The 15,268-nt window shown below is 68.7% G+C and carries 12 protein-coding genes and 1 pseudogene; 12 read left to right on the top strand and 1 reads right to left on the bottom strand.

Annotated elements, in window-relative coordinates:
* Positions 1 to 331: 331 nt before the first annotated feature.
* On the top strand, positions 332 to 1,471 hold the full coding sequence (locus ACRDTB_RS07545; protein WP_431429267.1) for a ThiF family adenylyltransferase: 1,140 nt from the start codon (positions 332 to 334) through the stop codon (positions 1,469 to 1,471).
* A 20-nt stretch (positions 1,472 to 1,491) separates the two neighbouring features.
* Here the strand turns inward: ACRDTB_RS07545 and ACRDTB_RS07540 are convergent, their stop codons facing one another.
* On the bottom strand, positions 1,492 to 3,573 hold the full coding sequence (locus tag ACRDTB_RS07540; RefSeq protein ID WP_431429266.1) for a tetratricopeptide repeat protein: 2,082 nt from the start codon (positions 3,571 to 3,573) through the stop codon (positions 1,492 to 1,494).
* 258 nt (positions 3,574 to 3,831) lie between these two features.
* Here ACRDTB_RS07540 and ACRDTB_RS07535 point away from each other — a divergent pair, with 258 nt between their 5' ends.
* The 11 genes and pseudogenes from ACRDTB_RS07535 to ACRDTB_RS07485 all read left to right on the top strand — a co-directional run bounded on the left by ACRDTB_RS07535 (position 3,832) and on the right by ACRDTB_RS07485 (position 14,985).
* Positions 3,832 to 4,179, top strand: a complete 348-nt coding sequence (locus ACRDTB_RS07535; RefSeq protein WP_431429265.1) for a hypothetical protein — start codon at positions 3,832 to 3,834, stop codon at positions 4,177 to 4,179.
* A gap of 118 nt (positions 4,180 to 4,297) precedes the next feature.
* On the top strand, positions 4,298 to 4,651 hold the full coding sequence (locus ACRDTB_RS07530) for a hypothetical protein (RefSeq protein ID WP_431429264.1): 354 nt from the start codon (positions 4,298 to 4,300) through the stop codon (positions 4,649 to 4,651).
* On the top strand, positions 4,648 to 6,831 hold the full coding sequence (locus ACRDTB_RS07525) for a hypothetical protein (RefSeq protein WP_431429262.1): 2,184 nt from the start codon (positions 4,648 to 4,650) through the stop codon (positions 6,829 to 6,831). The genes ACRDTB_RS07530 and ACRDTB_RS07525 overlap by 4 nt, the downstream gene beginning before the upstream one ends.
* 312 nt (positions 6,832 to 7,143) lie before the next feature.
* The gene (locus ACRDTB_RS07520; RefSeq protein WP_431429261.1) at positions 7,144 to 8,088 is read left to right on the top strand and encodes a Bug family tripartite tricarboxylate transporter substrate binding protein; all 945 of its coding nucleotides are present in this window, start codon (positions 7,144 to 7,146) and stop codon (positions 8,086 to 8,088) included.
* A 28-nt stretch (positions 8,089 to 8,116) separates the two neighbouring features.
* Entirely contained in the window at positions 8,117 to 8,641 is a 525-nt protein-coding gene (locus ACRDTB_RS07515; RefSeq protein ID WP_431429260.1) for a tripartite tricarboxylate transporter TctB family protein, read from the top strand.
* A 48-nt stretch (positions 8,642 to 8,689) separates the two neighbouring features.
* Positions 8,690 to 10,219, top strand: coding sequence for a tripartite tricarboxylate transporter permease (locus ACRDTB_RS07510; RefSeq protein ID WP_431429259.1), 1,530 nt, complete (start codon positions 8,690 to 8,692; stop codon positions 10,217 to 10,219).
* 55 nt (positions 10,220 to 10,274) lie between these two features.
* Positions 10,275 to 11,309, top strand: coding sequence for a CapA family protein (locus tag ACRDTB_RS07505; RefSeq protein ID WP_431429321.1), 1,035 nt, complete (start codon positions 10,275 to 10,277; stop codon positions 11,307 to 11,309).
* A 132-nt stretch (positions 11,310 to 11,441) separates the two neighbouring features.
* Positions 11,442 to 11,930 (top strand): hypothetical protein, encoded by a 489-nt coding sequence (locus tag ACRDTB_RS07500; RefSeq protein ID WP_431429258.1) that lies wholly within the window; start codon positions 11,442 to 11,444, stop codon positions 11,928 to 11,930.
* Positions 11,920 to 12,432: pseudogene (locus tag ACRDTB_RS07495) on the top strand (putative T7SS-secreted protein); the annotation flags it as partial. The gene ACRDTB_RS07500 and the pseudogene ACRDTB_RS07495, both read left to right, overlap by 11 nt.
* Before the next feature lie 598 nt (positions 12,433 to 13,030).
* Positions 13,031 to 13,486 carry a hypothetical protein gene (locus ACRDTB_RS07490; protein ID WP_431429323.1) on the top strand — a complete coding sequence of 152 codons (456 nt, stop codon included), beginning with the start codon at positions 13,031 to 13,033 and terminating at the stop codon, positions 13,484 to 13,486.
* A gap of 251 nt (positions 13,487 to 13,737) precedes the next feature.
* Entirely contained in the window at positions 13,738 to 14,985 is a 1,248-nt protein-coding gene (locus ACRDTB_RS07485; RefSeq protein ID WP_431429256.1) for a hypothetical protein, read from the top strand.
* Positions 14,986 to 15,268 lie beyond the last annotated feature (283 nt).

Raw genomic sequence — 15,268 nt, 5'->3', positions numbered from 1 at the left:
AGCTGGGATTTCAGGCAGGTGGCCGAATTTCCACAAGAGATCTGGCCAGTTCGACTCCGCATCCTGGATTTCGCCAGCACATCGAGGGGAGGTGATCGGATGGACTCGCTGAAGTTTCACCAGCCGGTGGTCGAGGACGGTCCGCTGGTGTGTGGCTGTGTGGTGGTCGTGCGGTCGGTTCCCCGTGAGCGTGGGAAGGGAGGTCGATGGCGTTGATCGAGTTTCTCGAGGAGCAGCGGCGGATGACGTTCTGCAACAAGCAAAGCAACGACTCGTAGCTCGACGGCACGACGGCACGACGACAGCATGACGATGGTGGTGAGGGTTTCCGATGTATCGCCCACTGTTCTACCCACGGATCAAGAGGGAGCACCGGCCCGTGCGGCATGGCGACGATCAGGTCCGGATCGGCGGGGACGTCCCCGGAATCACCGCGAGGATCGCGGATCCCGACGGGTGGGTGTGGGCGTTGCTGGGAACTCTCGACGGCACGCGGACGGTGGACCAGGTAGTCGCCGAGCTGGTCCGCCGTTTCCCGGCCAGGCCGGCCGCCGGCGTCCGCGATGAGGTGCTCCGGGACCTGGATGAGCTGATTGCCGCTGGATACGTGGAGGACGCCGCCGAGCGCCCGCCCGAGGCGTTGTCCGCGCGCGAGCGGGAGCGCTATGGCCGGTGCCGGGCGTTGTGGCGGTGGATGGCCCGGGACGGCCGGTCGAGCTGGGACACGCAGTTGCTGTTGCGGCAAGCGCGGGTGGTCGTGGTCGGCGTCGGTGGCACGGGCAGCACCGCCGCGCTGAGCCTGGCCCTGTCCGGCGTGGGCCGGCTGCATTGCGTGGAGCCGGACGTGGTCGAGCTCTCGAATCTCAGCCGGCAGGTGTTGTTCACCGAGCAGGACGTCGGCCGGCCGAAGGTCGACGTGGCTGTGCGGCGGTTGCGTGCGCGCAACTCCGACATCGCGATCACCGGGGAAGCTCTCGCCATCACCGGCCCACGCACGCTGGTCGGGCTGGCGGCGCGGTTCGACGTCGTGGTGCTGGCAGCGGACCAGCCCAAACAGATCCGCTCCTGGGCCAACCAGGCCTGTCATGCGACGGGGACGGCCTGGGTGCACGGCGGCTACCACGGACCCCAGGTCAATGTCGGCGTGTACCGGCCGGGCACCGGGCCGTGCTATGACTGCGCGTGCGTGGCTGATCGAGAGCGCCAGTCCGGGCTGCCACCACACACCGCATCCCCGACGAAGGCGACTGAGCGAACGACTGGAACGCAGGCGAGCAACGCCGTCTCGGCGGGGATCTCCGGGCAGCTGACCGCGCACACCGCGATGAGCCTGATCGCTGGTGTGCCTCGCCTGCCGGTCAATCGCGAGTACGCGTTCAACCTCGTCACCTTCGACGGTGACGTGGTGCTCGCCCTCGACGCGCCGAGACCGGACTGCCCGACCTGCGCAGTCCGGACCGACACCGCGTAGACCCGCCGCCGTTCACCGGGTCAGTGGCACGGGTCGGTGGCGATCCGCGCCTCCAGGTCGGTGAGCCGTCGGCGTGTCTGCTCGAGCCGGGGATCGTCCAGGTCGGCGAGCAGGGCGATCGCGTAGCGCAGGGATTCCACGGCCGCGGGCCAGTCACGGGTGTGTTCCAGGGAGGCCGCCAAGGCCAGGACCGTGTCCACCAGATCGACTCCGGCGTAACCCAGCGTCTGGTAGGAGGCGATGGCCTGCTGGCACAGGGTGATCGCGACCTCGTGCCGGCCAAGCCCTTGCCAGGCCAGTGCCGCGTCACACAGTGCACCCGCCTCGCCGATCTGGTCCCCAGCCTGCCGCCACAGCGGGAGTTCCCGCTCGGCGTACTCCAGCGCCTGTTCGTAGTCGCCGAGTTGGGTGCAGATACCGCTGAGGTTGCACTGCGCCACGGCTTCGGATCGTGTCTGCCCTGTCTCGCGAGCCAACGACGAAGAGGACTGGTAGCACTCACGCGCCTCACGTAATCGACCTTGCCCACGCCGGACCCACCCCAGCCCGGACAGGCCGGAAACCCGCCGGGCCGGGTCGTGAAGCTCCTCGGCAAGAGTGAGTGTGCGGGTGATCGCGGCTTCGGCGTCCTCCCACCGTCCCAGACGGCACAGGGTTTCCGTGCGCATGCTCAGCAGGAGCGCCTCCACGGCCCGGTTGTCGACGGCCCGCGCCGACACCGCCCCCTGTCCGGTGGCCTCCAGATGCAGCGAGGACCATGCGTTTCCCCGTACCGTCAGGAACCTGCAGCACACGGCCAGGGCCATGGCCAGCTCGTGCAGCTCGGCCGCCGTTGCCTGGCGCACCGCGGTGACCAGGTTGGCATGCTCGGCATGCAGCCAGACTTGTGCCTGGTCTCGATCGGGGAACGAGACGTCGACACCCACGAGGCCCACCTCATCGGGGACTACGCCGGACAACGCGGGTGAACTCGCCTGGTCGGCCAGCTGGGCGGTGCGGGCGTACCAGGCCAGCACTTTCGACACCGCATCGCGCCGGCTATCCCGTGTGTCGTCGAGTTCGGCACGGTGGGCGGCGTACGCGTGTAACACGTCATGCATCCGATACCGCTTACGGCCAGCCGGCTCGACCAGATGCAGATCCGCCAGATCCTCCAGGCACCGGTACACCGTGATCGGATCCAACCCGGTCAGCGCCGCCACCGCCGTGACACCGAACCCCGGGCCCGGATGCAGCCCTAGCCGCCGGAACACCATCGCCTTCTCGCCGGGCAGTCGGGTGTAGGACCAGTCGAACACCGACCGCACCGCACCACCCACATCCCCTGACGTGCCCGTGCCGCGCCGCGCTCGGCCCTCGGCGATCTCGGCGACCAGGTCCGTGAGTTCGAGCTGGGTGCGGGCTGCGAGCCGGGTCGCCGCGACCCGCAGCGCCAACGGCAGTCCCCCACACGCGTCGATCAGCTCCGCGACCGCGTCAGGTTCGGTGTCGACCCGCTCGGACCCGAGAATCCCGCGCAGCAGCGCGTGCGATTCCGCGACAGTGAACAGATCGAGGCTGATCCGGTGTGCCGCCTCCGCGACCACCAGCTCGGTCAGGTTGTCCCGGCTGGTCACCACCGCCGTGCAGCCAGGTGCTCCAGGCAGCAGCGGCCGCACCTGCTCGGCATCCGCGGCGTTGTCCAGCACCACCAACACCCGCCGCTGCGCCAGCACCGACCGGTACAACCCCGACTGCGCCTCCAACTCCGCTGGGATCTGTGCCTGCGCCACTCCCAGCGCTGGCAGGAACAACGACGCCAGCACCACCGCCGGTTCCAGCGGCGTGCTCGGCCCGAAACCCCGCAGGTTCGCGAACAACGTCCCGTCCGGAAACCGGTCTTGCACCCGGTGCGCCCACTGCACGATCAGCGTGGTCTTCCCGACACCACCAGCGCCGTCGACAACCCCAACGCCCGCGGTGCTCGCACCATCCCCCGCGGCTGGCAGGAGGCGGTCCAGAGCGGCGACGTCGCTCTCGCGGCCGGTGAAATCCCGCAATGCCAACGGAAGCTGCCGAGGCGCCGGCACCGGCTCGCGCTGGGCCGGTACGGGCAGGATCACACTCTGGATCGTGCCCGCCTGTACCACCGAGCCACCAACACTTCCGCTGACCGCGTTCCCCACACTCTCCCGCTCCGCCACACATCCCAGTCTGTCGCCAGCACAACCAGCTCGCAGCGCGCTACACCAACACCACCCTGATGGAGCACACCATGCGGCCGATTGCCGTCACGCACAGCACCAGCGGCGTCAGAGTCGGCGAGCCGGCCCTGTCACTTGCTACGGTGAAACCCGCGGGACACAGAAGGGGGAGTGGCCATGCCAGAGCCCATCCTGGTGGCGATCGCCGCAGCGTTGGCGAGCAGGAGCGCAGGTTCTCTGTACGAACTCGTCAAGAGAAAGTTCAGCGAAAAGCGTGAATCGATAGCCGCACTGGCAGCCGCGGACGGCAAACCGGCAGACTCTCCAGAAGTCGCCGCCCTCAGCGCCGAGCTGGCCGCCGCGGAACAAGCGGATCCCGACTTCTCAACCTCGCTACGAGCATTGTGGCAACAGACAATCACCACTCAACAAGTTGAGCGCGGTGGAGTAGCCAACCAGATATCGGGCGACGTCCAGGGAAACGTGGTCCAGGCTCGCGATATCGGCAGGGTGGACTTTACGTAGGCGGCCGCCCACCCCGCGGCACGTACGACCCTCGCGGGACGAGGTGTGCATAGCGTTCGCATAGACCGGCTCGACTAGGTTGAGCGGACTCGTCGCAAAACGGAGTCGTGGATCTGAGATGCTGCCACTTGTCCCAATCGTCATCGGCCTCGGCGCGGTCGCCGTGGGCGCGGTTCCCGCCCTGCGCGCACGGTCTCGGCGCCACGAGACAGACGCCGCGCGAGCGCGGGCCCGTGCGACCTGTCACCGGCTCGGGTTCGGTGTGGAGACCGTCGCCGGCGCCGGGCATCCGCAGGCGTCCGAGGAGCTGCGCCGAGCCGAGGAGCGCTGGCACACCGCGGGCGCGTTGCTGGCGCGCGCGAACACCACCGAGGAGTGCACGGTGGCCGGTCAGGTGGCCACGGAAGGCCTGGCACACCTCGAGCGGGCGTGTCGACTGCTCGGTGTCGACATCCCCGAGGTCCGGCCATGAGGATCCTGGTGTGCCTGGTGCTCACGGTGCTGACCATGCTCGCCGCGACGCCGGGGTACGCCCAACCGGCCCCGGCCCCGGAGCCGGTCGACGTCGCCGCGCTCGCCGAGGCGCTGCGTGCGGACCCGGTCCAGGTGCTTCCCGGCGCCATGGCCAAAGTGGACACCGACCGCCTCGAGTCCGAGGTGGACGCGACGGAGCCTACGGACCGGGACGGCAACGAGAAGTCCGCTGTGTACGTCGTGCTCGCGCCGGCGGCGTCGACGTTGTCCTTCGACGAGTTGGGGGCCGAGCTCGGCCAGGACGCCGAAGTGATCATCGTGCGCGGGCTGCGGGTCGAGCTACGCTCCTGGGACGCCTACGTCAGGGGCCGGTTCGCCTGGGGCGCCGACGGGTTGCTCGCCCGGCAAGTGAACAACCGCGCCGAGCAGACGGTACTGGCCACCTATGACGTCACGGGTCCGGTGATCGAGACACTGCTCGCGATGCGGAACGATCGCTGGCCGGACTATCCGGACCGACCGGAGAGCGGATCGCTCGACCAGTCCACCGAGGACGCGATGATCGCCGCGCTGCGCCGCGACCGGGTGTACGTCGATCCCGACGTGGCGGCATCCGGTGCCCAGCGATGGGATCCGTTCGAAGGCCGGCCGCCGCAGGGGCCGGTCGGCTACCGGATCGCCTACCTGCCCGCGGTCGACGAGGTTCCCGTGGTGCGGTACATGCTGGCCAAGGAATTTCCCGACGACGTGGTCGTGGTGGTGAACGGCCACTGGGTGGCCGCGCAGGGCCCCGGCTCCAGTCCGGACATCGGTTCCGCGGAGGTTCGTGCTCGTGGCGCGGTCGCGCCGAGCAAGCGAATGGACGAGCCCTACCCGCCGGCATCCCACGCGGTCGCGACGTTCTTCGACCGGCTCACCGAGCTACGCGGCGGCACGCTGTCCCCACCGAGCGCGGTCGGCGGGCTGGTCGGCTCGTGGGGCTTCGCCGCGGCGGGCGCCGGCATCGCGGTGCTGTCGATCATGACGGCGTGGCTCGCCAGGCGGCGGAGGACAGCCATAGCGGAGAAGGCGTTCCGGACCGGCATGGCGACGGCGGTCGGCGACCTCGCCCGGCTCGCCGCGATCGTCGAAAGGGACGGCGGACCGAACGCCCGCCGCCGTGCCGAGGCCGCCGAACGCTATGCCACGGCACGGGATCTCGTCGAACAGGCGGGCACGCCGGGCGAGCTCGACGCGGCGCGGGAGGTCATCGTGGACGGCCTGACGCTGGCCGGCGAACCGGCGCCCACCGGGCAGCAGGCGGCCCGCACCCCACCGCGGGCCGCGCGCACGCCGCGGCAGCGGTCGGCGCGCCAGGAGCGCTGGCTGCTGTCCGTCGGTGCGGTCAACGCGCTGCTCGCCTTTCTCCCCCACCGCGACAAGAAGCTCTTCGACCAGGACTTCGAGGCCACCACCCTCGCCGCATGGGGGACCGCGATCCTGGCCGTGTCGATGGGCGTGTACCTCCTGGTGCGCGACGGCGCGACGGAACCGACCGGCCACGGCGGTGCGCTCAGTCGCAAGGTCATGCACGGCTGGAGCCTCGGGCTGGTCATAGCCTGCTCGCTGCCCGTCATGGTCGTGCTCGACCTCGACGAGGGTCTCGGCGAGACCCTGCCCGTGTTGATCATCGGCGGCCTGGTCGGCCTGTTCTTCCTGCTCCGCAACCGGGTCGCCGGCCGGCTGCGCGAGCCGACCGTGCACCGCTGGGACCGAGGCCTGACCTGGGTCGGGCTGGTCACCGCTCTTTACGCGGTCGTCGGGTTCTACGCCGAGGGGGCCGGCCAAGCTCAGTTCTTCCGCGCCACCGTCGTCGCCGGCTACGGCGCGGCGGGCGTCTTCCTCGCATGTGGACTGTTCGTGCTGGTGCTCGAGCAGCGGTCCGGGCTGGAATCGCGCCGGGAACGCCGCCGCGCACTCGCCGGCGCCCGCGCCACCGCGTTCGCCGACCTGCTCCGCATGGCCACCACGGTGTCGGCCACGCCGACCGACGACCCCGAAACCGCCGGCCGCCACGCCGAGCGCTACGCCGAAGCCATGGCGGCCTTCGAACGTGCCAGCACCGCTGCCGACTTCACCGCCGTCTCCACGATCACTCGACCGTCCACCGTGGAGCAGATCGACAGCGAAAGGGCCTGAGCCCGGAGCGTGTGCGATCACGCGGTCGGACCGGGGTGATCTCGGGTGTCGGTGTCGGTGGTGAGCACGCTGACCAGGCGGCGGGCGCCTCATGGCTGCCGGGAAGGCCGCAGTGGGACGGAATCTGGCGGCTGCGCCGAAGGTCCGCTGATCCGGAGCCGGCTACCGGGCCTGCCACCGCACCTTGACTGCTGCGCGTGATCTACGGTAGCGTCGCTATCTAATATATTCTATGATATGTGGGTTCAAAAGATGCGCTCTGTGCAACGTGGCACTTCACGACGCTCGACCGGAGTCCTCGCCCTGTTGGCCGTGCTGGCGCTCGGCGCATCAGCCTGCGGCGAAGGAGCCACTGCTGGTTCCGCCGACGAGTACCCGCAGAAGCCGATCAACATGGTGATTCCGTACGAGCCAGGTGGTGGTGTCGACACCACGGCACGGCGGGTCATCGAAACCATCGGCGAGTATGTGGACGTTCCCGTTCGCGCCGTTCCCAAACCAGGCGGCGGTGGGACTGTCGGAAGCCAGCAGGTCCATCAGGCCGAGCCGGACGGGTACGAGGTACTCATGGCGTCCAGTGGAGCGATCGTCACGCCACCCCTGACGCAGGACGTTGGTTACCAAGCGTCCGACTTCACGCCGATCGCGCAGGTGGCCGAGGTTTCTTACGTCCTCGTTGTTCGGCCGAACTCGCCGCACAAGTCCTTCGACGAAATGGTTGAGTACTCCAGGTCCCACCCTGACGAAATCACCTACGGCACGTCCGGGCCGGGAAGCACGGGTCATCTCATTATCTCCGCGCTGACGGACGAGCTCGGCGTCGAGTGGAAACATGTGCCCTTCGATGGCGGAGCCTCGGCGGTGGCGGCCGCTCTTGGTGGACACGTCGAGGTGGCGGTGCCTGGGTTGGCCTCCACGGCAGGGCAGCTTTCGCAGGGCGTGGTGCGTGGGCTGGTGAGCACCGGGGCCGACAGTCCAGAACAGTTCCCGGACCTTCCGACACTCAAGGACCTTGGCCACAACGTGGCGTTCCAGGCCGCCTGGATCGGGCTGCTGGCACCGCCCGGGACACCCGAGAACGTGGTTCGTTACCTCGAAGACGCGCTGCGGAAGGTCGTGGCGGACCCCGAGTTCGTCGAGGCGCACAAGAAGGAAAGCGCTGAGCCGCCGCAGTTTCTCGGGTCAGCCGACTTCGGCAAGCGTATTCAGGACGAGACCGACGTGCTGCAGAAGGTCGTAGACAAGGGCGGCTTGTAGGCCGGCGGCCCGAGAGGAGCAAGTTGGCATGAGTCGGGATCCGCGAAGTAGCGACCCCGAAGCACCGGCTGAAAACGAAGGCGCTGCGCAACAGCCTTCCCGCGGGCGTCTCATCGTGCCGATGCTGTTGACGGCCGCGGGCATCTTTCTCATTGTCGACTCGGTTCGCGGCCTGCCGTACCACACGTCCGAAGGCCAGCCAGGTCCCGGGTTCCTACCGATGTGGCTGGGCGGGGCATTGATCGGAATCTCGGGTTTGATCGTCTTCCTGGAAAGGCGCTCGGCCCAAGGCGATTCCCCGCCGCCGGCGGCGACCGCGGTGCACTGGAACAACGCGGCCCGCTGGAAGATCGTGAAGTTCCTCGGGGTGATGGCGGGAGGGATCCTCGCTGTCCAGTTCGCCGGAGCACTGGTCGGCATCGTCCTCCTCGTCATCGCCGAGTTGTGGTGGGTCGAAGGTCAGGCGCTCTGGCGGTCGGCGTTGGTCGCGGTACTGATATCCGCCGCCACGTATGCGCTGTTCGAAATCGCCCTCGGTGTGCAGCTCCCGTGACCGTGCACAACGTCCAATGCGGTCCCTCGACCACCGGCGAAGATTGACATGGACGTCCTCAATTCCTTGCTCAACGGATTCGCGGGGGCGTTGGAGCCATTCAACCTGCTGATGGGCCTCACCGGCGCGATTCTGGGCACGCTGGTCGGCGCCCTCCCCGGGCTGGGGCCGGTGACCGCGATCGCCTTGTTGCTTCCGGTTGCCTACGGCATGGATCCGATAGCGGCCCTGATCATGCTGGGCGGCCTGTACTACGGCGCGATGTACGGCGGAACCATCACGGCCGTGCTGCTCAACGTGCCCGGCGAGGCATCCTCGGTGATGACGTCCATCGACGGCCACCAGATGGCGAAGCAGGGTCGAGCAGGGGTCGCCCTCACGGTGTCGGCCGTGGCCTCGTTCATCGCCGGGACGACGAGCGTCGTGCTACTGATGTTGTTGGGTCCGGCCATCAGTACCTTCGCGCTCAGATTCGGACCACCTGAGTACTTCGCTTTGATGTTCCTGGGCCTGACCCTGGTCTCCGGCTTGGTGGGAGACCGGCGGGCCAAGGGTTACGCGATGGTGATTCTTGGCCTTGCCATTGCGGTTGTCGGCCTGGACCCGATTTCCGGTGTCGCCCGGTTCACGATGGGTTCCCTGTACCTGGACAACGGTTTTGGCTTCCTGCCCATAGCGATCGCGTTGTTCGCGATCGTCGAAATCATGTCGAATCTCGAGCGATCCGCCCGGAACGGGGGCCGGGTCGACAGCATCGTCAAGGCGGGAGCGATGCTGCCCGGGAGGTCCGACTGGCGACGTTCCGCGTTCCCGATCGTCCGCGGCACCGGGCTGGGATTCGGTATCGGCGCCCTGCCCGGAGCGGGAGCGACGATAGCGTCCTTCCTGAGCTATTCCGTGGAACAGAAGATCTCGCGGGAGCCACGGAAGTTCGGAAAGGGAGCGATCGAAGGGGTCGCGAGCGCGGAAGCCGCCAACAACGCGTCGACCGGCGGGTCGCTGCTGCCGATGCTCACCCTGGGCATTCCCGGCTCGGGGACGACGGCGCTGCTCCTGGTGGCGCTCATCCAGTTCGGCTTCACCCCAGGTCCGCGGTTCTTCGTCGACCACGCCGAGGTCGCCTGGGTATTCATCGCCAGCATGTACGTCGGCAACGTGCTTCTGGTCGTGCTGAACACCGCCTTCATTCCCGCGTTCGTCCGCATGGTGCGTTCCAGTACCCGATACATCAACCCGATCGTCGTGGTGCTCGCCATCGTCGGTGTCTTCGCGGTGCAGTACGCGGTGTTCGACGTCTGGGTCATGTTCGTCTTCGCCATCGTCGGCTACCTGTTGCACCGGTACGGGTACCCCCCGGCTCCCCTGATCCTCGCCGTCGTACTCGGACCGCTGGCCGAGCGGAACCTTCGGCGTTCGCTGATCCTGTCGGACGGATCGATCGACGTCTTCTTCACCCGTCCCATCGCCGCGACGATGATGATCGTGGCGATCACCGTGATCGTCTGGCCGTTGATCAAACCTGCCGTACGTCACCTCTTTGGAAAGTCGAGAAAGGTCGGATCCACCGGGAAAGCATGAGGCCGGTCGAGGTTATGGATTAGGAGTAGTGCCGATGTCAGATTCGACAGTGGAGATGGTGTTCGTCGGCGATGTGTACATCAAGCGTGACGACCCGCCTTCGATGTTGACGTCCGTCAGGTCTGTCCTGCGCGACGCCGACATTTCGTTCGGAAACCTCGAGGGTCCGATCACCGACCGCGGTGAGCCGCTTCTCGGCAAGCCGATCGCCGGGGTGCACTTCCAGTCGCCGCTCAATACGGTGACCGCTCTCTCCGATGGCGTGTTCGACGTCATGTCGCTGGCCAACAACCACTCGATGGACCTCGGCCCCGAAGGCATCATGCAGACGGTCGAGGTACTGGACGAGGCGAACATCCAGCACTGTGGCGCGGGCGCGGACGACGCGGCCGCACGGATGCCAGCGATCATCAGTCGCGGTGGCAGCCGGTTCGCATTCCTGTCGTACAGCTCCGTCTTCCAGCCTGGCGCCTTCCCGGCGACGGCCGATCGACCGGGCATCGCGACGGTCCGGGTGCATACCGCCTATCAGCCTTCGCCACGGGTGTTCGAACAGCCTGGGTCGCCGGCCATCCCGGTCACCACGGCGGACGAGGTGGATCACGAAACGCTGATGGCGGACGTCCGCCAGGCCCGGGACGTGGCGGATTTCGTGATCGTGTCCTGGCACTGGGGCATTTCCCAGTCATACCGCAAGATCGCCGACTACCAGGTGGATCTGGGACGAGCCGTGATCGACGCTGGTGCGAACCTGGTCATCGGTCACCATCCGCACGTGCTGCAGGGCATCGAGTTCCACGGCGACGGACTGATCTGCTACAGCCTGGGAAACTTCGCGTTCGACCGCGAAAGCCCCCACTTCGACAGCGAAACCGCCATCCTGACCTGCCGCGTCGTGAACGGTGAAATCGACCGGGTGACGGTGATCCCGGTTCTCATCAACGATTCCCATGAGCCGGAGATCGTCGAAGGCGACCGCGCCGGTGCGGTTCTGGACCTGGTGGAGCGCGAGTCCGCACCGTTCAACACCTCGGTCATCAGAAAGAACGGGATCGCCGTCCTCCAACCCGCCGCCGCACCCGCTACGTAGGTCCGACGTGGCACAACCGAGACCGGCGGGAGCTTAACGATCCCTTACCGGCGCGGGTCTCGGGATGACCGGAGAACCTGACGTCGTCACTGTTGAGGAAGGGAGACACCGAAGGACCGACGAGGTGACGCTGTGGACGGGTTCACGGTCGAACTGGACCGGCTGAGCGAGCTGGTCGCGATGGTGGGCAGCGCCGCGGACCAGATCGGGGCCGCGACCGGCCGGCTGCGCGAGGCAGGCGAGTCGCGGCTCGGGCACGAGGACCTGGACTCGGCCGGGCAGGAGTTCCAGGAGCGCTGGGAGCACGGCGTCAGCCGGCTGCGCGAGGCGACCCAGCAGCTGGCCCCCGCGCTGGGCGCGGCGCGCCAGCAGTACGCGAACCAGGATTCGGTCCACGCGATCCGGCTGGGCGAGCTGACCACCCCCCTCGGGGAGCCGCCCGACGCCGGCGGCCAGGGGGCGGGGTCACCGGCCGAAGCGGGTGGCGGCACCGGCACGGGCGGTCAGGCGGCCGGCTCCCCGACCGACAGCGGCGGTTCCGGCGTGGGCGGCCAGGCCGCCGGAGACCCGACCGGCTCGATCGGCCGCCGGCTGGACGGAGGGACCGACCATGTCACGTGACTTCCCCGCGCTGGGCTTCGACCCGGCGCCCGGCGAGCTCGGCGCCGTGGACGGCCTGCGCGCGCGTCTCGACTCCGTGTCCACCACGCTGACCGAGGCCCGCACCACCATGGCCGGGATCGCCCAGGCCGGCGGCTGGGAGGGCCAGGCCGCCGAGGCGTTCCGCGGGTCGGTCGGCGAGTTCCCCCGGCACCTGGACGACGCCGCCGCGGCCATGACCGCCGCGGCCGCGGCGCTCGGCGCCTGGCACGCGGACCTGTCCTCGCTGCAACGCACGGCCAGCCGGCTCGAAGCCGAGGCCGCGGACGCGAAACGGCGGATCGAGCAGGCGCGGTCCGACCCGGCGCTGCCCTCGCTCGGCGGCGTCGGCGTGCTCATCACCGAGGTCACCGGCGGTGACGCGGAAGCCGCGCGGCAGGCCCAGGCGGCGCTCGACGCGGCGGAGCAACGGTACGACGAGATCAAGGAACGCGCGGAGCGGCTCGAAGACCAGCACGCCGAGCTGGCCGAGGAAGGTGCCCGAAAGCTCAAGCAGGCCGGCGAGGATGCCCCGGACGGTCCAGGACTGCTGGACCGCGCGGTCGGCTTGCTCGGCGACGTGGTGGGGAACGCGCCGCTGGTGCGCTACACCGTGGCGAATCCCAACGTGGTCGCCAACGTCTCCGACGTCATCGGTGACCTCGCGTTCGTCACCAGCTCGGCCGGGATCCTCGCTCCCCCACTGGGATTCGTCGGCAATGGGCTCTCCGGTGTCGCCCTCGGCGGGCACGCCCTGGCCCGCGCGGCCGGCGCCGACGTGAGCGGACAAACCCTTACCGGCGACTTCCTCGGGGCGATTCCGACGTTCGGCGCGCCCGCCAGACTCGGCAAGGAGACCGCCGACAGCCTGAGCCTGCTCCAGACCGTCGCGGGCGGCACGCAGGGCGCGCCCGGTCTCTACGAGCACTACCGGGACTACTGGCTGCCGCAGAGCCCTGAACAGTGGGGGTCTACGGGGCCACGCAGGGGCTCGCGCAGCCCGGAATCGCGTTCTGGAACGCGGTGGAGCAGGGTCAGGTCGAGGACCGCGCCCTGTTCGCCGAACGGGCGAAGGACTCGTGATGCCCACGATGAACGGCCTGACGTTGCGGCCACCGGAAACCTTCAGCCGCACGCACACCGAGCACGCGCACATCGCCGGCACATTCACCGTGGCCACCCGTTCCGGCGACGCCACCGCGAGCCTTGTGGTGCGGGTGTTCCGGTCGAACGATCCAGTCACCGCCGACGACCTGTGTGCCGCGCTCACGGAGAGCTGCCCGGACGCCGATGTTCGCGTCGTGACGTTGCCCGCCGGTCGGGCAGCCGCGATGGTCCGTGCCGGCGAGTACCGGCTGCCACCCGAGGCCACCGGGCACGCCGACACCCAGGTCATTCCCACCTACGGGGTGCAGCTGATGCTGCCCGCGTCGGACGACGAGCACATCGTCGCACTCGACTGCTCGACCAACAGCGTGCATGGCTGGCCAGCCATCGCCGAGCAGGCCGCGGCTGTCGCCCAGAGCATTCACCTTTGACGGCCGGCCACAACGAGCACTGTTCAAAACGGGCCCGCAGCGTGCCCGGGGGCTACTGATCCGGAGTGTTTCGAATTGTGCTCGCCCGCTGGGCGGGCCGTGCCGCGGCCGTATCCAGGACGGTACATACTGCGCACGAGCGTCGCGGTGGATGCCGAGGACGGTGGAAAGCGGTCACTGGTCACTCGGGTTGACGCGGAGCTCTCGGTAGATCAGCATAACTGGCTCCAACCGAAGCGAGGGAGCGTTCCATGCGAGACGGGGTGGCCGAACCGCCCGCCACCGTGACGAACGCGAAGACGAACCCGGCCGGCCGTGTAATCCTGCACGTCGGCGCGCCGAAGACCGGCACGACCTACCTGCAGAACGTGTTGTGGCACAACCGGGTGGCGCTGGCCGAGGACGGTGTCCGGTACCCGTTGCACCAGCCGTTCGAGCATTTCGGCGCCACCATGGACATCCGCGAGATGCGGTGGAACGGCATGCGCAACCCGGACTGGGACGGCGCGTGGGAACGCCTGGCCTCTCGGGCACGGACCTGGTCCGGCACGACTTCGATCATCTCCAACGAGATCCTCGGCGGCGCGAACGTCGAGCAGATCAAGCGTGCGGTCGACTCGCTGCGTCCGGCGGAGGTCTCGGTGGTGTTCACCGCACGGGACATCGCCCGGCAGCTGCCGGCGGGCTGGCAGGAGCACCTCAAGCACCGGCTCCGGGTGCCGTTCGAGAAGTTCGTCGACGATCTCATCGAGCTCGGCCGCGACACGCCGGCACCGTTCGGTGAGATGTTCTGGAGCCTGCACCACGCGGTCGAGGTTCTCGCCCGCTGGGAGGAGGCCGTGCCCCGGGAGAACATCCACGTCGTGACGGTGCCGCGACCCGGTGCGCCGAAGGACCTGCTGTGGAACCGGTTCGCGCAGGTGCTGGGTATCGACGGACGCCGCTATGACACCGAGGTCGAGCGTGCCAACCCGTCGATCGGCGTCGCGCAGGCCGAGTTGCTGCGTCGGGTGAACGTCGCGCTCGAGGACGAGGTGCCGCGTCAACACTCCGACCCGTTGATACGTGTGTTGCTTGGCGAGAACATCCTGGTGCGCGCCAGCGAGAACGCGCCGAAACTGAAGTTGCCCGCGCCCCGGCTGGCATGGGCGACCGAGTGGTCCCAGGAGCTGATCGACGGGTTGTGCAAGGCCGAGTACAACGTCGTCGGCGATCTTGCCGAGCTGATGCCGGTGCCCGAGGAAACGCCGCCGCTGCGACCGGAGGACGCGTCCGCGGAAGAACTGCTCGACCCGGCGATCGCCTCGATCACCGGCCTGCTCGGGCAGCTCGGGCGGGAACGGGACGAGGTGGCCAAGTTACGCGGCGCGTTGGAAAAGCCGTTCAAGACATGGTTGGACCGCAAGCACCCTCGGGTGGCCAACTGTGGGCGTCGCGTGCTGTACCACGGCCGCCGCGCCGCCGACTTCGGCCGCCGCCACGGCCGCACGCCGCGCTGAGGGCAACGCCGCGCTGAGGGCAACGGCCGCGCGCCGACCCGCGACCAGCCATGCCGATCATCGGGCGGCCCGCTGCCGGCACCTCACTGGACGCCTGGGCACCGCTTTGCCCACACGATCCCGCTCGGCACCGGCCACCTAGAATCGGCCGCGCCAGTGCCGGCCGACGGCGGTGGACGCCCGGCACTGTGCCGGCCGAGGAACATGAGGAAATCGCGCGATGAACTGGATGGCGGCCGTGCCGGTCGCGCTTGTCACGGTTGCTTGGTTGTTGGTGCCGGGC

Source organism: Actinophytocola sp. (assembly GCF_050699935.1).
GTDB lineage: Bacteria > Actinomycetota > Actinomycetes > Mycobacteriales > Pseudonocardiaceae > Actinophytocola.
The sequence above is the reverse complement of the archived record's forward strand: the minus strand, read 5'-3'. Positions and strand labels throughout refer to the sequence as shown.